Here is a 16,941-nt window from a genome sequence, read left to right as displayed (position 1 = left end):
CCCCTTTTTTGCAGCAGTCGACCATCAAATGTACGAACTGTTCGATTCCGGTGCGCTCCTCCGCTTTCGGATCGAGCACCTCTTCAATCAAGCCAGACACATCGCCCGCAACAACGGACTCGAGAGCGGACCTGCCGACGGCGTCACGCCCGGCAACGTACACCAAGTCGTGCTACCGCTCGGGCCGCACCTCATCGCCTCCCTCCGCCCTCGTGACGCGTTCGACACCATCGCTGTACCAGTCATCGAAACCCTCAACTGATGCCGCCAGCCGCGTTGATGCTCGCCCTGGTTGTGCTCGGCATCATGGACGCCTTCGCCGGCCTCGCGGCCGCCGCGGTCTTCGCCGCCTGCGTCGCGGCCACCGGCGTCGTCCGCCCGTTCCGCCGCCCGCCACCGCAGCGCGCGCTGGACTGGTGGACCCGTGGCGGCGACGTGCTCATCGCGTCGCTCACCGGCGGGTGGGCGGTCCAGAAGGGCGGTGGCGCGTTGTCCGGCCTGGCCGGCCACCAGCTGCCGATCACCGCCTCGGTCGACCGCATCGCGCTCGCCGCCCAGGCCGCGATCGCCGCCCGGATCGCCCTGGAGACACTGGCCTCCTGGGTCTATCCGCAGCGCCTGGGCGCGGTCCGCCCGGCGAAGCTCCCGAAGTCGGGCAAGGCGCAGCGCCTGTCCGCGATCGCCCCGCGAACGGCCCTGATTGCCCGGCCTGGATTCTCAAGGAATCGGCGTCAGGGCATCACACCAGACTCGCGCGCGACGGGTTCAGATAGTTGAGGCTGTACTCCTCAAACAGCGCTTCGAGAGCTTCGACGCCGTGCTCCTTCTTGTAGTCCCGCTCGGCCGACGTAATGGGGATCAGCCAGGCAACGTTCGTGCGCCCGTTCTCGCAGTCGAATGACTCGAACCCGGGCTCCTCCACATACGGGAACGAGAGGAAGCCGTGATCCAGGCCCGACCCGTCCCAGAGCTCCTCGCCGAAGTTGACGGTATGTCCGAGATCCAGGCGCGCACCGGTCAGGTGGAAGTGGGTCAGGTAGTACAGGAACTCCACCGCCCGCAGGTTCTGCCCCGGCGTAACGATGAAGGTTTCGATGCCGTCCGGTTCGCCGGCGCTCATCCCGACGGTGGCGTAGCACCAGGTGCGTTTGCGCTGGAACTCCAGCACGCTGAACCGCGACGGCAACTCGTAGAACCGCCCGGTGCTCGGCCGATGCTGCTGAGGTACGACCTGCCAGGTGTCAGCGAAGTGCGCCGTCGCGCACTGCTCAAAACTCACAGAACCCACCTCCGAGGAACTCGCCCGCCCTTTCGATCGCGTAGTCCTGCAACGCGCGCCCTGCTCGTTCGAGTCCGTGCGGTCCTGCAGCTTCATTCTGGACCGGTCGTTCGCGCTCGCCCGGACCTCGGATCACCTTCCCAGTATCGCTTGACGAGCGGCGGGTCATGGTCGACGACCTGCCCGGGTCCCGCCCCGAGGGCCGCACGATCGGCTGGGGTCGGGGTCCTTCCGTTGTGTCCGCGGCGGGCTGTACAGCCCGCCGCCGTCCTCGTTGTGCACCAGGACCGGGGTGCCGCCGACGCTGACGTAGTACGTCCGCAGGTCCGAGACGCTCAGGTCGTACACCGTCGTCGTCCCGGTCCAGGTGCGGACCGCGATGACCTGCACCCAGGTGCCGTTTCCTCGGGGGATGGCCGCCCGGCGGGACGGCCATCCTCGTGTTGGACCTCAGACGAGGGCGAACTTCTGTGCGCCGCTGCCGTTGCAATCCCAAATCTGCAACCGAGTGCCGTTGCCGGTCGCCCCATTCGGCGAGTCCAGGCACCGACCGGACTGTGGATTGCGCAGCGACCCATCGGCCTGCTGCAGCCACCCCTGGCCACCGACCCCGTTGCAGTCCCACAACTGGACCAGCGCACCATTCGCGGTCGCGTTCCCTACGATGTCCAGGCACCGGCCCAGCGTCGACAGCGAACCGTTCGTGTTGTGGTACCAGTGCTGGTCCACCGCATAGGACTGGCAGTCCCACAACTGCACCGCCGCCCCGTTCGTGCCCGTATCATCACCACTCACATCGACGCACTTGCCGCCGGGGCCGTTGATCGTTCCGCCGCCGTTGACGGAGAACTTCTGCGCGCCGCTGCCGTTGCAATCCCAGATCTGCAACCGAGTGCCGTTGCCGGTCGCCCCGTTGGGCGAGTCCAGGCACCGACCGGACTGCGGATTGCGCAGCGACCCATCGGCCTGCTGCACCCATTTCTGCCCACCGACGCCGTTGCAGTCCCACAGCTCGACCAGCGCGCCAAGCGCGGTCCCGTTCCCCACGATGTCCAGGCACCGGCCGAGCGTCGACAGCGAACCGTCCGCGTTGTGCGTCCAGTGCTGGTCCACCGCGTAGGACTGGCAGTCCCACAACTGCACCGCGGCCCCGTTACCGCCCGTATCATCACCACTCACATCCACGCACTTGCCGCCCGGACCAGTGACCGTCCCAGCAGTCGCCGGAGTGCCGGTTCCACTGGTGAGCAGAAACCGGTTGTTGGCCGTGTTCCAGTGCGTGGCCAGGTAGGAGCCGGCCGGCGGGTTGGTGTTGAAGTAGTCGTCCTTGTTGCAGTCGAGCCGGTCGTCCTGCGCCGGGTCGGCGCAGACGATGCGCAGCACCGTGCCGGGCCCGTCGTTGTAGCACATGATGTCGTAGTCGTCGGTGCAGTGCCCGTAGGCGGTGTGGTTCGGCGAGCTGCTCATCACCGCGCCCATGGCGTGCGTGAGCTCGTGCGCCGCCGGCCCGGAGCCCCAGCACCCGGAGTCGACCCGGCTGAAGCTGGCCCCGGAGTTGTTGTAGTTCTCCTGCCCCGGCCGGTCGTCCAGCGTCACGTACGCCACGCCGCACAGGGCAGTCGCGTCCACGTACATGAGGTACTTCCGGTCGGTCCGGTTGTAGCCCTGCGCCTTGATCGCGTTGACCGAGGCGCCGAAGTCGGACAGCGAGCCGTTGTCGATGGCCACGTCGGACACCGCGATGTTGCACGAGCTGTCCGTCACGAACCGGATGTGCCGCACGCCGCCGGTCTGCGCCGCGCTGGCGCTGTAGATGTCGTCCACGCCCGCGGTCCAGGTGCGGATCGAGGCGAGATACTGGCTGTACCGGTCGGCGTTGCCGGAGCCGTGGATGTACAGCACCTGCACCCGGTTGCCGGACTGCCCGTCACCGTCGCAGACGACGCTCAACGGCGCCGCGGCCACCGAGCTCAGCGGCGCGACGGACTGCTTGACATCGGTACCGGCAAATGCCGCATCCGGCCCGTGCGTGCACGCCCCCGGCACCTTTTTGAGCTCGAACAGTCCCTTGCAGCGCCCGGTGCCGACCTTGAACCCGTCGTACACGAGCCCGCGCGCACTGTCATTGGCCGGGATTGACGGATCCGGCGGCCCCTGCTGCTGTTGCTGCGCCCACGCGGGCGCCGTACCGATGCCGACGACGAGCAAGGCCCCCGCCAACATGGCGAGAATCTTGCGCCGCGGCCTGAGCTGCAATCGAAACATGGGCATCTCTCGCTGGTTGAAGGGTCAGGAACGCCCAGTGTTTCCTACTTCGCCACCATCGAACAATGTCCAACAGGGAATTGTTTAACTTTGTTTGCTGATCGCATTCGTTGATCTGCGCCGCTGCCGAACTCCCCGACCCCCGACCCCCCGGCCCGCCCAGCCGGCCCGCGAGCACTGCGTGCCGGGCTCGGCGCGAAGCCACACCGCCGCACCGGGCGCCGGCGCCCACCGACCCACGGCAGGTCCACGTGCCATGCCGCGGGTCCGCGGGACCAAGGGTTTCGTGCCGGTTAACGGAGGCCTAACCTGACGGTGGGAGGAGATCGCCGAATGTATGTGACCCAGGCACTGCACAGAGCGGTTCAGCTGGACGGGCACCGGCCGATGACGATCTTCGGGGACCGGGTACGGTCCACGGCCGAATCCGCGGACCGGGTCGGCCGCCTGGCCGCGGGGCTACGGTCGCTCGGGGTCGGCCGCGGGGACAGGGTGGCGCTGCTCGCGACGAACTCGGACCGTTTCCACGAGAGCCTGCTCGGTGTCGCGTGGGCGGACGCCGTCGTCGTGCCGATCAACCACCGATGGGTTCCCGCCGAGATCCTCTTCGCGGTGCGCGACTGCGGGGCGCACGTCCTGATCGTCGACGAAGGCCTGCTGGCCACCGTGGCCGCCGTGCGCGAGCAGGTCGACCTGTCGGCCGTCGTGGTCATGACCGACGCGGACGCCCCGGCCGGCACTGTCTCGTTCGAACAGTTGGTCGCCGGCCACGTGCCGATGCCCGACAGCCGCCGGGGCGGCGACGAACTGTTCGGCATCTTCTACACCGGCGGCACGACCGGGCAGCCGAAAGGCGTGATGCTGACGCACGACAACCTGCTCGCGTCCGCCTGGGGCAGTCTGGCGACCGGGCAGTTCGTGACGCCCGGCGGCCGGTTGCTGCACGCCGCGCCGATGTTCCACCTCGCGGACCTCGCGACCTGGGTCGCCGCGCTGGTCACCGCGGGCACGCACGTGATGGTGCCGGGGTTCACACCGGCGGGAGTTCTGGCGGCCGTGGAAAGCCACCGGGTGTCCGACGTCCTGCTGGTGCCCGCGATGATCCGGCAAATGGTCGACTTCGCCGATGCGGGCCGTTTCGACGCGTCGAGCCTGGCCCACCTGATCTACGGCGGTTCCGGCATGCCCGACGCGTTGCTGGCACGGGCACGCGCGATGTTCCCGCGGGCCGGGTTCGTCCAGGCCTACGGCATGACGGAACTGGCCCCGGTGGCGACCCTACTGCTGCCGGACGACCACGACCGGCCCGAGCTCGCGGGCTGCGCCGGGCGCGCCGCCCCGCACGCCCGGGTACGCGTCGTCGACCACGACGGCGAAGAGGTGCCATGGGGTACCGTCGGCGAGATCGTCGTGGCCGGCGATCACGTCATGCGCGGCTACTGGCAGCGGCCGGACGACACTGCCGACGTGGTCCGTGACGGGTGGATGCACACCGGCGACGCCGGCTACATGGACGGACATGGGTACGTCTTCGTCGTCGACCGCCTCAAGGACATGATCATCACCGGCGGCGAGAACGTCTACTCGGCCGAGGTGGAGAACGTGCTGGCGCTGCACCCGGCGGTGGCGGCCTGTGCCGTGATCGGGTTGCCGGACGAGCAGTGGGGCGAACGGGTCCACGCGGTGGTGGTGCTCTCGGCGGAAGCGGATGTCACCGCCGGGGAACTGCGGGAGTTCTGCCGGCAGCGGCTGGCCGGGTACAAGATTCCGCGCGGCGTCGAGTTCGCCGACTCGATGCCCGCATCGGGTGTGGGCAAGGTGCTCAAGCGACAACTGCGTGACGAACGGCTCGCGCGATGATCCGTCAATCACCGTCGGGCGCCGAGGTGCGCCCGAGCCGCACCGGCAGGGCGCGCACGCCCCTGATGATGCGGCTGTGCCGCCACTCGATGGTGTCGACCGGTACGGCCAATTCCATGTGGGGGCGGGCCGCGAGCAGTTCCTCAAGGGCCACCCGGGCCTCCAGCCGGGCCAGCGGTGCCCCGAGGCAGTAGTGCAGTCCGTGGCCGAACGCGAGGTGCGACCCGCCGCGTCGAAGGTCGTAGACGTCCGCGTCGGCGAACTTCGCCGGATCACGGTTGACGGCACTGTGGTGGACCAGGACCGCATCGCCGGCCGCGATCAGCGCGTCCCCCACCTGGATATCCTCGGTGGCGTACCGGGGGGTCACCGTCTTCACCGGGGACTCGACGCGGAGGACCTCCTCGATCGCCACGGGGACGAGGCCGGGTTCCGCGACGAGCCGCGCCAGCCGGCCGGGTGCGGACATCAGCACCAGCAGACCGTTCGCGATGAGGTTGACCGTGGTCTCGTAGCCCGTGGCGAGCAGCAGGAACGCCATCGTGATCAGCTCGCGCTCGTCGAGGCGGTCGTCATGGTCACGGGCCTTGATCAGGCCGTCGAGCAGCGTTCCTTCGTGCTCGACGTCGAGGGTCGCGTCGGCCAGCTCCTCGCGGCGCCGACGAATGAGATCCCCCAGTATGGTCGCGAGTCGCCGCGACGCCTCCGCCTGTAGCCCGCCCTCGCTCTCGGAGGCGCCCGCGTACCTGTCGGTCCAGTAGCGGAACTCCCCCAAGCGCGCGGTCGGCACCCCGAACAGCTCCGCGATAACCGCGACCGGCAACGGGCCCGCGTACGCCGCGAGCAGGTCGGCCCGCGCGTCCCCGGCCGGCAGCGCGGCGATCAGCTCCCGGGCGATCGTGCGGATCCGCGGCTCGAGAGCCGCCACCCGTCGTGGTGTGAAGACTTTCGACACCAGGCGCCGCAGCCGGGTGTGGTCCGGCGGGTCGACGCGCAGCAGGTGGGCCTGCACACCTGCGGTGGTGACGCCGGTCCAGGCAACGGTGTGTGCCTCCGGACCGGCGTATCGCAGGCCGTCGTTGCTCATCCGCGGGTCCGACAGTATCCGCACGGCCTCGTCGTAGCGGGTGACCAGCCAGACGGGCAGGCCGTCGACGACCACCCGGGACAACGGCGCCTGTTCGCGCAGTGCCGCGAGCGAGGTGTACGGATCGCGGGTGGACTCCCGGTCCGAGGTACTCAGCATCGGTTGATCAGACATGAGTCAGGCCAGCATGAGGGGCAGCGCGTCCGGACGGTGCACGAACGTCGCCTGGCTCCACGTCATTTCGGCGGCGGGGACGGCGAGCCGCAGACCGGGGAAGCGCCGCAGCAACGTCCCGATCGCCAGCTCGCCCTCCAAGCGGGCCAGCGGGGCGCCGAGGCAGAAGTGGATCCCGTGGCCGAACGCGAGATGCCGGCCGTGCGCCCGGGCCGGGTCGAGGCGGGCGGGGTCGGTGAACCGGGCGCTGTCACGGTTGGCGGCCTGGAGATCGATGGCGACGAGGTCACCCGCCGAGATCCGGGTGCCGCCCAGGTCGAACGACTCGACCGCGGCCCGCATGTTGGCCGTGGGAACCGGGCTTTCCAGCCGCAGGAACTCCTCGATCGCCCCTGGGAGCCGGCCGGCGTCCTCGCGCAGCCGCGCGGCCAGGTCCGGCTGCTTCATGAGCAGGTAGACGCCGTTGCCGATCAGGCTCACCGTCGTGTCGTGTCCGGCGACGATCATCAGGAAGATGGTCGAGGTGAGCTCGTTCGCGGTGAGGGCGTCGCGTTCGTCGCGGGCCCGGATCAGCCCGGAGATCAGTGCGTCGTCAGGATGCTCGCGCCGGTCGGCGATCAGGTCGCGCAGGTAGTCCACGAACTCCACCGCGGCCGCGACCGGGAAATCGGGCGAGCCGAGGCCGGAGATGATGGTCCGGGACCAGTCGCGGACCCGCGGGCGGTCGGCCTCGGGGATGCCCAGTAACTCGCTGATGACCAGGATCGGCAACGGCTCGGCGAAGGCCGTCATCAACTCGACCCGGTCGCCCGGCGCGAAGCCGTCGATCAGGTCCTCGGTCAGACGGGTGATCCACGGTCGCATCGCCTCCACACGGCGGGCGGTGAAGACGCTGGAGACCAGACGGCGCAGCCGCGTGTGGTCCGGCGGATCGGAGTTGGTCAGCCCCTTCAGCAGTGCGTCGCGGAGGTCCGGCTCGAGCTTCCCCCCGTCGAGAGCGCCGGCGGCCAGCATGGCGGCCGCCGACAGCCGGCTGTCGTTCAGCGCCGCGATGGCCTCGTCGTAGCCGGCCACCGTCCACACCGGCATGCCGTTGGACAGTGTCGACCGATAGACCGGGCCGCGGTCCTGACGCTCGGTCCCTGTATCGACGTTGACGGACACCTTGTCGAGTTCGGTGATGTTGCCGTCGAGATCCACAGTGGACTCCCTCCGAGGCGGATCTGTCGCGACGCCGGCATCGGTGCGCGTGGACACCAGAATGGTCCAGGACGGCGGTCGGACGGGTACGTCAATTGACTGCTTTCCGGGACGCGGTGCGTGAAGCACGTGATTGATCGTGAACGCCGGCCGGCCCGCTCCCGTAGTTCACTTCGGACAGCCTTCAGGGAAGCCGAGGTTGAGGAGCCGACATGACCTTGACGACGAACGTCGCCTGACCGTGCCGCCGAGTGGGCCGCGCCCGTGCGGCGGTCCCGCCGGGTCAACCCGGCCGGAGCGACGCCGGGTCGACCCGGCGGATCTCGCGTCGCTCGACCCGACGGCCAACATACGTCATTCGACGCAATCGTCGTCCGGGTCGCCGGTCTAGCGTGGTATCCCCAGGCAACGGAGGTTTCAGGAGGCACCGCCGATGACGGACGTGCGGTTCGCGGTACTCGGGCCGGTACGGGCGTGGCGGCGGGACACCGAGCTCGACCTCGGCTCACGTCAGCAACGGCTCGTCCTCGCCCTGCTGCTGGCCCGGCCGAACCGGCCGGTGAGCACATCGGAGCTGCTCGACCTGTTGTGGGACGACGAACCCCCGCGCAGCGCGGTCAACATCGTGCACCGGTACATCGGAACCCTGCGCCGCGTCCTCGAACCGGATCTCGCGTTGCGGGCCAACGGCGAGTGGCTGTTCGGCCGGGGCTCCGAATACCGCCTGCGGGCCGACGCGCAGACGTCGGACCTGGTGCGCTGCCGGCAACTGGCCGACGACGCCCGCACGGCGACCGCGCGCGGTCAGGCGGACGTCGCGATGACGCAGTTCGCCCAGGCGCTCGAACTGTGGCAGGGCCAGTGCGCGGCCGGGCTGGAACCGGCCTCCGGCGTCCATCCCGCGTTCGTCGCCGTCGACCGTGAGTACTCGGCCATCGCGTACGACGCCGCGGAAGCGGCACTCCGGTACGGGAGCATCGGCAAGATCCTGCCGGGCGTACGGCAGGCGGCCGAGCGCAACCCGCTGGACGAACCGCTGCAGTCGCAACTGGTCTTGCTCTTGGCCGCCGACGGCAAGCAGGCCGAGGCGTTGGCCACCTACGAGCACGTCCGCCACCGGCTGGCCGACGAGCTGGGGGTCGAGCCGAGCCGCGAGCTGCGCTCGGCCCACGAGCGGGTCCTGCGGCAACACATTGCCGCCGACGACGCCGTGCCCCCGGCCCCGCGGTCCTTGAAACCGGCGCAACTGCCGGCCGACCTCGCCGCCTTCACCGGGCGGGCCGACACGCTCGACCGGACGGTCGCCATGGTGTCCGCGAGCACCGACGCCACGACGATCGTGGCCGTCCACGGCATGCCCGGCATCGGCAAGACCGCCTTCGCGCTGCGTCTCGCCCATCTCAGCACTCCCCAGTTCCCCGACGGCCAGCTCTACATCGATCTGCGTGGTTACGGGCCGCCTGAGTCGATGGTCGGGCCGGGCGAGGCTCTGCACCGGTTCCTCAACGCGCTCGGCGTACCGCAGAACGACATTCCGACCGACCTCGCCGACCAGGCGGCCCTGTACCGCAGTGTCATGGCCGATCGCCGGATCCTCGTCGTACTCGACAACGCCCGTAGCATCGAGCAGATCCAGGATCTCCTGCCGGGCTCGGCCACCGCACTGGTGATCGTCACGAGCCGCGGCACCCTCCTCGACCTCGTCGCCCGCAACGGGGCCCACCGCATCACGCTCGGCGTGCTCACCGCGCCCGAGGCCCGCACGGCGCTGGCCCGTCGCGTCGGCACCGACCGCGTCGCGGCGGAGCCCGAGGCCATGGAGAAGATCATCCAGCAATGTGGACGTCTCCCGCTCGCCCTGGCGATCGCCGCCGCCGGCATCGTGAGTCATCCCGGTTCGTCGCTCGCCGACATCGCACACGAAATCGACCACGCACCGGACGCCCTCGACGGTCTCGACGGTCTCGGCGCCTCGCAGGGCGCGCGACCGGGCCTGCGTGGCGTGTTCTCGTGGTCCTACGACGCACTCAGCCCGGCCGCGGCCCGGCTGTTCAGGCTGCTCTCCGTCCATCCCGGCCCGGACATCGCGCTCGGCGCCATCGCCAGCCTGGGCGGGTTGACGCCATCGTCCGCACGTGCGCTGACCGGTGAGCTGGTGCTGGCCCACATGGTCACCGAGCGGCGGCTCGGCCGGTTCGTCGTCCACGATCTGATCAGTGCGTACGCGACCGAACTCTGCCGCGAGGTGGACACCGACGACGAGCGGCGAGCCGCGCTGTACCGGTGCTTCGACCACTACCGTCACAGTTCCCACGCCGCCAACCTGCGCCTGCTACCGCTGATGCCGCCACCTGAGCCGGAGCCGGCCCGGCCCGGTGTGACCGCCGAGACCTTCCCCGACGTCATCCGGGCGATGGCGTGGTTCGACGCCGAATGCCAGGTGCTGAACAACGTCGTCCGGCACGCCGCGCAGCAGGGCGCCGAACCGGTCGCCTGGCCGCTCGCCCTGACGTTGCAGCAGTTCTACCACCGCAAGGGCCGGTACCACGACTGGGCCGCCACCATGGGCTGCGCGCTGGAGGCGGCCGAACGCATCGGTGACGTCGCCGGGCAGGCGCACAGCCATCGCAGCCTCTCCGGGGCATTCCTCAAGCTGGGCGAACACGACCGGCACCGCCGGCATCTGGAGGCCGCGCGGGCACTGTACGAGAAGCTCGGCTGGTCGGCTGAACAGGCATACGTCCACTCCAACCTGGCCGACGGGCTGTTCATGCGCGGACGGTTCGCCGAGTCGCTCGCGAGCGACGAGCGGGCATTTACGCTGTTCAAACAGATCAGCCACAACAAGGGCATGGCCGGATCGCTCTATGGCCAGGCCGCCTGTCTCATCGCGATGGGACGTCTCGACGAGAGCACCGGCCCCACGTATGAGTCAATGCGATTGTTCCAGGAACTGGGTGACGCCAACGGCGAAGGGCTCGTGTGGAACATCCTCGCCGAGGCCTACCAGCGGCGCGGCGACCACCACGAGGCCGCACAGTGCCGGCGACGAGGCATCGACCTGTACCGGAAGGTGGACAGCCGGTTCAACGCCGCCGAGGCATTCATCCGGCTCGGCCTGACCGGGATGGCCACCGGCGACTACCGGTCCGTACGCGGTTGCCTGACCCAAGCGCTCGAACTGCTCGACAATCGCGAGGACGAGCGTTGAGCACCGAGCAGTAGCTCCACCGCGCCGCACGCCCCGGCCGAACCACCATCGACCGGGCGTTTTCCGCGTCCGCACCGGCTGCGCTTCGTATGTCACTCGATGCGCACTATTGCCGCACAGGGTCTACCTAGGTTGGTTGCAATGGCATTGTTCCGTAACGGCTAGGAGTCCCATGGCCACCGATCCATTGGCCGCCGGTGAGCACCTGCTCGAGGTCGACGGCCGACCCCAGTGGTACCACGTGGCCGGACGCGGGCCGGTGTGCCTCGTTCATCCCGGCGGCCCGGGCCTCGGCTGGGAATACCTGCGCATGCCGGAGCTCGAGACGCACCTGACGGTGGTGTATCTGGAGCCGATCGGGACCGGCCGGTCGGCCCGCTTCGACCACGCCGACGACTACAGCATCGACCGCTACACCGAGTTCCTCGGCCGGGTGCTGGACCACCTGGCCGTTCCCGCGCCTCTGCTGCTTGGTCACTCCCACGGCGGCTTCGTCGCTCAGACGTACGCGCTGAGCCGGCCCGAACGTTTGGGCGGGCTGGTGCTCTACGCCACCTCCCCGGCCACCGGGCCCGACTTCTGGACCGCGGCCGTGACCAACGTCCAACTGTTCCCGCAGCAGTACCCGGACCGTCCCGCCGCGACGGACATCCCGCCGGCCTTCCGGGCCGCACTCACCGCCGGCACCGACGCGGCCTACTGCGAAGCGCTGCGCCGCCTGCTGCCGGTCTACCTGGCCGACCCGTGGGGTGAGCGGAGCCTGCTCGAAGACGTGCGGCACGGGTTGCGGGCGTGGGTCGCGCCGGCCCGCGCACAGGAGCCCCGGCCGTTCGACGTCCGCGCCTCGCTCGCCGGGCTCACCGTACCCAGCCTGATCCTCACCGGCGCTCACGACTTCATCTGCGGCCCCCGCTGGGCCCAGGCCCTTGCCGCCGCGATCCCCGATGCCCGGCTCGTCACGTTCGACGACAGCGGGCACCTGCCCCACCTCGAAGAAGCGCACACGTTCGCCGCCACCGTCGCCGGCTTCGCCCATGGCCGCCAACCCGGGCCGAACTGACCACCACGAGGACGGAGTCCACACCATGACAAGCGCCAACGGGACTGTCACCTGCCGCAACTCCGCGGACGAGCGGATGGCCGCCATCCACCGGGACCACTCGGAGTCGCTGTACCGGTTCCTGCTCCGCCTCACCCTCGGCCAGCGTCAGGCCGCCGAGGATCTGCTCCAGGAGACGCTGCTGCGCGCCTGGCAACACCGCGACGACCTGCCACCCGGTGACGCCGTCCGGCCGTGGCTGTTCACCGTCGCCCGGCGGATTGCGATCGACGCGGCCCGCAGCCGCGCGGTGCGGCCCAAGGAGATCGACTCGATCGACCTCACCACGTTCGCGGACGACGGCCACCCCATCGAGCATCTCGTGAACGACATCACGGTCCGGACCGCGCTGAGCCGGCTCGCCCCCATCTACCGCAACGTCCTGCTCGAGGTGTACATCCGGGAACGCTCGACCGGGGAGGCGGCGAAGATCCTGAACATCCCCGAAGGCACCGTCAAGTCGCGTACCCACCACGCGTTACACCTGCTCCGGGCGGCGTTCAGAGACCGCGGCTGAGACGTACGACGCGGCACGATCTCCGTCAGCGCCACCACAACCTGAACCGGCGGCGCCGACGGGGAGGATCCACCGTGCCGCTCGCCAGCAGGGCCGCCACCTCATGGTCGGGCAGGCGGCTCAGTTCGGTCGCCACCGGGCCGAACTCGTCGCACTCTCGCTGGCATGTCCGGCACGAGGCGAGATGCCGTTCGAAGGCGTGCTCGCGCGCCGGGTCGAGGGCACCGAGAAGGTACAGCGCGGCCGCACCATGGCCGAACTCAGTCATCGGTGTGCCGCCTCCGCCGTGATCGCCACGGTCCGTCCCTTCGTCCGATGTCGTCACCTGCACGACGAGCCGGCCCGGGACTCAGTTCACACCCGATTCCGGCGGCGACAGGGTCCGCGTCGATCGGCCACCGACCTCGAATCGTGCGAACCGGCGCGTTCGCCGGCACGTAGTGGTTGCCAGGCACATCGATGCGGCCGCTGATGACCGGAGGAAGACATGCGACCCCAGGGGCAGAGCAACCCGCGGCAGTTGATGGAACAGGCGATCGCCTTGCGAGACAACCTGCTCACGCTCCAGCACGACCTGAACGAGGTCGAGCTGACCGGCAGCGCGGGCAACGGCCAGGTGGTGGTGACGATGCGCGGCAACGGCGAACCGGTCCGCGTGCACATCGACCCGGCCGTCGCCGACCCGCACGCCGTGGCGACGCTGGAGCAGCTCGTCCTGGGCGCCATACGTGAGGCCCAGCAGGCGATCCAGACGTACGGCCGGGCCAAGACCCGGATCGTCTGAGGCCGGTGAGCACAGTGTCCGTCCGCAGCGAACTGGTGACATCACCTCAACACCGCACCCAGTACACCGTCCCCGTCCGGATCGCCGACCCGGGGCCCTACGACCAGCACGTCTGGGGCGAGCTCTGCTATCGCGGCTCGACCCCGCCGGACACGGTCCTGCTGCTCGTCCACGGTGCGTCTTACAACCACCTGTATTGGGACCCACCCGTCCACAATAATCGGTATTCGTTTGTTCACGAGGCGACGCGGGCCGGTTTCGCGACCTTCAACGTCGATGCGCTCGGCACCGGCAACAGCTCAGTGCCGCCGTCGAGCGTGCTCACGGTCGGGGCCGAAGCCGTCGCTTTTCATGATGTGGTGACGGCGCTGCGGTCCGGTGCCCTCGGTACCTCATTCCGTCGTGTCGTCTGGGTCGGGCATTCATTGGGTTCGACGGATGGCATCACGGTGGCGGCGCACTACCCCGACGACATCGACGCCCTGGTCGTGACCGGTCTGCTGCACGGCCAGAGCGCCGAACAGGGTGCGGCGCTGGCCGCGGAGGTGTATCCGGCGAACGACGACCCGAAGTTCGCGGGATCCGGTCTGTATTCCGGCTACGACACCTTCCGGCCGGGCGGCCGGGCCCGGCTGTTCTACAGTCCGGCGACCGCCGACCCCGCCATGGTGCAGCTGGACGAGGAGACCAAGGACGTCGTCGCGTTCGGCGTCAAGCTGCCGGAGGTGGGCGCCCTGTTGTTCCCGCCGCGTCCGGAGGAAGGGCTCACGTACCGGGTCAACCTGCCGGTGCTTCTCGTGCTGGGTCAGCGTGATGCGATGTTCTGCGGCGCCGACTGGCTCGACTGCGACTCACAGACCGCGGTGCACAACTACGAAGCCGCGTACTACGGGCCGGACGCCGACCTGACGACCATGCTGGTTCCCGGCACCGGGCATTGCCTCGCCTGGTCGACGACCGCGCCGTCCACGCACGCGGCCATGCTGGCGTGGACGGGCGATGTGGTCCGGCCGCAGTCGTCACGGGTGCACCACCCGAAGCGCAGCGGCGAGTAGGGGACGGCCATGGCCGACGGCGGCAGCACCTGGGTGATCTGCAAAGACCTCCTGGTCGTTCCCGTGCCGTCCGGGCTGCTCATGCTCACCAACCGGACGACGGCATCGCCCGACCCGGTGCTCATGGCCCGGGCGTTGCACCAGCCACCGCTACACGGCACGGTCGCTCTCTACCTCGACGCCGGCGCGGAGATGTCCGCTCCGGTGCAGCGGTACGTGAGCGCTCTGACCGGCCCCGAGCGCGACCGGCTCGTCATCGTGCCCTCGCCGTCGGCCGGGCCGGCCGCAGACACCAAGACGCTCGAAGGCGTCGCGGACTTCTACGGTGTACGCGTCCACGCCGGGCCCGGCCTGGTTCCCTCGCCGCGGACCGTGTACGTCGACGCCGAAGAGCAGGAAACCGCGGCTCCGGACGCGACCGCGATACGCGTGCTACCGCGGCTCCAGTCGGCGATGCGCGGGGCGATGCACACCGCGGTCGACCTCGCCACCGGCGGGCCGGCGCCGTCCTGGCAGCGCCTGGAGCAGTACCTCGACCAGGCCCCTGAGATCCGGCCCGAGGCAACGCAACCGTGGCGCGTATTCGGCAGCGAGTCACCGTCACCGGCGCCTTACGCGCTGGGGGTGTATCTGGCGCGGTACGGGGCGCCCGCGCAAGTCGCGGAGGTGCTGCGACGCTCGGTGGCCCCGGTCACCTCGTCGCAGCTGTACGAGGTGCTCGGTGATACCCCGGCCAGGGTCGATCCCGACGCGCTGATCGTCGGACTCCTCGACGCACCCGGGTCGGCGGCCCTCGTCCGGTCCGCGCCGCGCGGTTCCGGGCCGGAACGGCTGATGTGGCTGATGTCCGACGGCGGACCGCAGCCGAGGCTGTGGTGGGTCGAGCCGCCTGACGGCCGTGGGCCGCGTACGGACGGTCCCACGATGTCCGTGGCCCTGGCCGACCCGGCGTCGCACGATCGGCGGATGGCGGTCCTGCTGGATCCGGGTACCCGTGTGGTGCGGGTCGACCCGGCCGGTCGGGCGATTGTCGCGTCGACGTCCCGGTCCGGCCCGCCCGCGGTCCGGCCGGGAGCGCCCGACGTACCAGAAAAGCCTTCGCCGGCACCAGGTCAGCCGGCCGCGCCGGTCGAGCCGATCCCCGCGCCGGTGGGCACGCGATACGTGGGACCGGTCCTCGTGGTGGACACGGGAGATTCCTGGCGGCAGCGGGCGGACACCCTGACGCGGATCGTCCATGCGGCGCAGGACGCGCAGCGGCCGGTCGTCGCGATCAACGTCCTCCACGGTCTGGCCCACGACGGCCCTGAACTGACGGCGCTGCGTACCGTCCTGGTGCGCTATCAGCGGCTCGGCGCGCGGCCGGTCGTTGTCGCGACCTCCGGCTCGGACGCGTACGCGGCCGTCCGCGCGCAGTTCCGGCCGGTAACGGTCGAGGCCCGCACGGACGGGCTCGAACAGCGCTGGCAGGTGACCGATCCGGCCGGCGTCGTGCACGCGATGGCGGCCGGGCTGACCCCGGCGTTGTTCGCCGCGGCCGACACGGTGCCCGTGGCGCCGGACGATCGCGGGCTGCCGCCCGTGCTGGCCCGGTGGCTGGCCCAGAACACCTGGCCCGACGCCGAGCGGTACCTGCGGGACAACATCACCGATCTGCTCCGGCCGGACGTCGGCGAGGCACTGCACAACCTCCGCCGGCAGGAGCCCGGCGACCGCGAGGTGGGCGCCTATGACGTGATCCTCGGCTTGGTGCGGGCGGCCGGTGGGGTGGCCGACCCGTCGGCGCACCGGTTCGCGCCCACGGGACCCGTCGACCTTACCGCCATCGAACCCGGCCCCGTCCTCTCGGAGCCGCTTCGCGAGACGTTCGCCTTCGACTACCTGCAACCACACGCCGCCGTGGGAGTGGACGACGACGCCGGGGAGAAGCGGAAGCTGCGCAAGCCTTGGGACGACGAGTTGCTGTGGCTGACGTACACGGGCGGGCGGGCGCGCGGTCCGCAAGAGGGCAAGGCCTGGATGGCGGACATGGCCGCCCTGGCCGGCGCGCTTGACGAAGCGGGCGAGCGCCGGGTCGTCGCGAACGACGGCGCCGGGACAGTCCGGCGGTTCAGCCACGGCCAGGCCAATGCCACGGTGTTCACGGCGGTCAGCACCGTACTCGGTATCGATGCGGAGACGACCCGGCACCTGGCCGCGCAGCCGGACCCGGTCGGGGCGAACCCGGTCTTGCAGGGTGCCGTCACACAGATCCAGGCCTGCCAGCTCAGTCCGATCGACCGGGTCGCGTGGGTGGTGCGGATGAGCGCCCTCGAGCAGAGGATCACCGCGGACGGGCGGCCAGAGCTCGCCGGGCTCCTGAGGATCCTGACCGAAACCCTGGCCAGCTGTCCCTGACCGACCCGCCCCG

Annotated in this window: 15 protein-coding genes; 9 read left to right on the top strand and 6 right to left on the bottom strand. The window is 70.1% G+C overall.

What is annotated here, in order from left to right; genetic code table 11:
- The first annotated feature begins 28 nt into the window (after positions 1-28).
- Both ACGFI8_RS43115 and ACGFI8_RS43110 read left to right on the top strand, forming a co-directional pair.
- A complete protein-coding gene (locus ACGFI8_RS43115; protein WP_392813634.1) occupies positions 29-262 on the top strand; it encodes a hypothetical protein in 234 nt (77 codons plus the stop codon).
- Positions 262-777 (top strand): hypothetical protein, encoded by a 516-nt coding sequence (locus ACGFI8_RS43110; protein ID WP_392813631.1) that lies wholly within the window; start codon positions 262-264, stop codon positions 775-777. The genes ACGFI8_RS43115 and ACGFI8_RS43110 overlap by 1 nt, the downstream gene beginning before the upstream one ends.
- Here the strand turns inward: ACGFI8_RS43110 and ACGFI8_RS43105 are convergent.
- The 3 genes from ACGFI8_RS43105 to ACGFI8_RS43095 all read right to left on the bottom strand — a co-directional run bounded on the left by ACGFI8_RS43105 (position 740) and on the right by ACGFI8_RS43095 (position 3,502).
- Positions 740-1,375, bottom strand: a complete 636-nt coding sequence (locus ACGFI8_RS43105; RefSeq protein ID WP_392813628.1) for a suppressor of fused domain protein — start codon at positions 1,373-1,375, stop codon at positions 740-742. The two genes, ACGFI8_RS43110 and ACGFI8_RS43105, sit on opposite strands and share 38 nt — an antisense overlap.
- Positions 1,376-1,444: 69 nt before the next feature.
- The gene (locus ACGFI8_RS43100; RefSeq protein ID WP_392813625.1) at positions 1,445-1,669 is read right to left on the bottom strand and encodes a hypothetical protein; all 225 of its coding nucleotides are present in this window, start codon (positions 1,667-1,669) and stop codon (positions 1,445-1,447) included.
- A 60-nt stretch (positions 1,670-1,729) separates the two neighbouring features.
- Positions 1,730-3,502 (bottom strand): ricin-type beta-trefoil lectin domain protein, encoded by a 1,773-nt coding sequence (locus ACGFI8_RS43095; protein WP_392813623.1) that lies wholly within the window; start codon positions 3,500-3,502, stop codon positions 1,730-1,732.
- Between the two features lie 375 nt (positions 3,503-3,877).
- On the opposite strand from ACGFI8_RS43095, the gene ACGFI8_RS43090 reads away from it, so the two are divergent.
- Positions 3,878-5,404: a long-chain fatty acid--CoA ligase gene (locus ACGFI8_RS43090; RefSeq protein ID WP_392813621.1), complete on the top strand. Its 1,527-nt coding sequence runs from the start codon at positions 3,878-3,880 to the stop codon at positions 5,402-5,404.
- 4 nt (positions 5,405-5,408) lie between these two features.
- Here the strand turns inward: ACGFI8_RS43090 and ACGFI8_RS43085 are convergent, their stop codons facing one another.
- Positions 5,409-6,650 carry a cytochrome P450 gene (locus ACGFI8_RS43085; RefSeq protein WP_392813620.1) on the bottom strand — a complete coding sequence of 414 codons (1,242 nt, stop codon included), beginning with the start codon at positions 6,648-6,650 and terminating at the stop codon, positions 5,409-5,411.
- 18 nt (positions 6,651-6,668) lie between these two features.
- On the bottom strand, positions 6,669-7,865 hold the full coding sequence (locus ACGFI8_RS43080; protein ID WP_392813618.1) for a cytochrome P450: 1,197 nt from the start codon (positions 7,863-7,865) through the stop codon (positions 6,669-6,671).
- Between the two features lie 433 nt (positions 7,866-8,298).
- Between ACGFI8_RS43080 and ACGFI8_RS43075 the strand changes: the two genes are divergently transcribed.
- The 3 genes from ACGFI8_RS43075 to ACGFI8_RS43065 all read left to right on the top strand — a co-directional run bounded on the left by ACGFI8_RS43075 (position 8,299) and on the right by ACGFI8_RS43065 (position 12,692).
- Entirely contained in the window at positions 8,299-11,076 is a 2,778-nt protein-coding gene (locus tag ACGFI8_RS43075) for a BTAD domain-containing putative transcriptional regulator (RefSeq protein WP_392813617.1), read from the top strand.
- Positions 11,077-11,248: 172 nt separating this feature from the next.
- Positions 11,249-12,136 carry an alpha/beta fold hydrolase gene (locus ACGFI8_RS43070; RefSeq protein WP_392813616.1) on the top strand — a complete coding sequence of 296 codons (888 nt, stop codon included), beginning with the start codon at positions 11,249-11,251 and terminating at the stop codon, positions 12,134-12,136.
- A gap of 25 nt (positions 12,137-12,161) precedes the next feature.
- Positions 12,162-12,692 carry a sigma-70 family RNA polymerase sigma factor gene (locus tag ACGFI8_RS43065; RefSeq protein WP_392813615.1) on the top strand — a complete coding sequence of 177 codons (531 nt, stop codon included), beginning with the start codon at positions 12,162-12,164 and terminating at the stop codon, positions 12,690-12,692.
- A gap of 25 nt (positions 12,693-12,717) precedes the next feature.
- On the opposite strand, the gene ACGFI8_RS43060 is transcribed toward ACGFI8_RS43065, so the two are convergent.
- Positions 12,718-12,960, bottom strand: coding sequence for a zf-HC2 domain-containing protein (locus tag ACGFI8_RS43060; RefSeq protein ID WP_392813613.1), 243 nt, complete (start codon positions 12,958-12,960; stop codon positions 12,718-12,720).
- A 219-nt stretch (positions 12,961-13,179) separates the two neighbouring features.
- Between ACGFI8_RS43060 and ACGFI8_RS43055 the strand changes: the two genes are divergently transcribed.
- From ACGFI8_RS43055 to ACGFI8_RS43045, 3 genes are read left to right on the top strand one after another with little or no spacing between them, the layout of a single operon-like run.
- Complete coding sequence (locus ACGFI8_RS43055) at positions 13,180-13,476, top strand: YbaB/EbfC family nucleoid-associated protein (RefSeq protein WP_392813612.1); 297 nt, start codon at positions 13,180-13,182, stop codon at positions 13,474-13,476.
- 5 nt (positions 13,477-13,481) lie between these two features.
- Positions 13,482-14,531, top strand: coding sequence for an alpha/beta hydrolase (locus tag ACGFI8_RS43050; protein ID WP_392813611.1), 1,050 nt, complete (start codon positions 13,482-13,484; stop codon positions 14,529-14,531).
- A 9-nt stretch (positions 14,532-14,540) separates the two neighbouring features.
- Positions 14,541-16,928 carry a hypothetical protein gene (locus ACGFI8_RS43045; protein ID WP_392813610.1) on the top strand — a complete coding sequence of 796 codons (2,388 nt, stop codon included), beginning with the start codon at positions 14,541-14,543 and terminating at the stop codon, positions 16,926-16,928.
- The last annotated feature ends 13 nt before the right edge of the window (positions 16,929-16,941 follow it).

The organism is Dactylosporangium sp. NPDC048998 (assembly GCF_043197855.1).
Lineage (GTDB): Bacteria > Actinomycetota > Actinomycetes > Mycobacteriales > Micromonosporaceae > Dactylosporangium.
This window is presented reverse-complemented; position numbering and strand designations above follow the sequence as displayed.

Excerpts from the sequence above, each read along its gene's own strand:
- ACGFI8_RS43090 (WP_392813621.1), top strand. The coding sequence starts at position 3,878 with ATGTATGTGACCCAGGCACTGCACAGAGCGGTTCAGCTGGACGGGCAC.
- ACGFI8_RS43075 (WP_392813617.1), top strand. The coding sequence starts at position 8,299 with ATGACGGACGTGCGGTTCGCGGTACTCGGGCCGGTACGGGCGTGGCGG.
- ACGFI8_RS43065 (WP_392813615.1), top strand. The coding sequence starts at position 12,162 with ATGACAAGCGCCAACGGGACTGTCACCTGCCGCAACTCCGCGGACGAG.
- ACGFI8_RS43045 (WP_392813610.1), top strand. The coding sequence starts at position 14,541 with ATGGCCGACGGCGGCAGCACCTGGGTGATCTGCAAAGACCTCCTGGTC.
- ACGFI8_RS43105 (WP_392813628.1), bottom strand. The coding sequence starts at position 1,375 with ATGAAGCTGCAGGACCGCACGGACTCGAACGAGCAGGGCGCGCGTTGC.
- ACGFI8_RS43110 (WP_392813631.1), top strand. The coding sequence starts at position 262 with ATGCCGCCAGCCGCGTTGATGCTCGCCCTGGTTGTGCTCGGCATCATG.
- ACGFI8_RS43085 (WP_392813620.1), bottom strand. The coding sequence starts at position 6,650 with ATGCTGAGTACCTCGGACCGGGAGTCCACCCGCGATCCGTACACCTCG.
- ACGFI8_RS43095 (WP_392813623.1), bottom strand. The coding sequence starts at position 3,502 with ATGTTGGCGGGGGCCTTGCTCGTCGTCGGCATCGGTACGGCGCCCGCG.
- ACGFI8_RS43055 (WP_392813612.1), top strand. The coding sequence starts at position 13,180 with ATGCGACCCCAGGGGCAGAGCAACCCGCGGCAGTTGATGGAACAGGCG.
- ACGFI8_RS43070 (WP_392813616.1), top strand. The coding sequence starts at position 11,249 with ATGGCCACCGATCCATTGGCCGCCGGTGAGCACCTGCTCGAGGTCGAC.
- ACGFI8_RS43060 (WP_392813613.1), bottom strand. The coding sequence starts at position 12,960 with ATGACTGAGTTCGGCCATGGTGCGGCCGCGCTGTACCTTCTCGGTGCC.
- ACGFI8_RS43115 (WP_392813634.1), top strand. The coding sequence starts at position 29 with ATGTACGAACTGTTCGATTCCGGTGCGCTCCTCCGCTTTCGGATCGAG.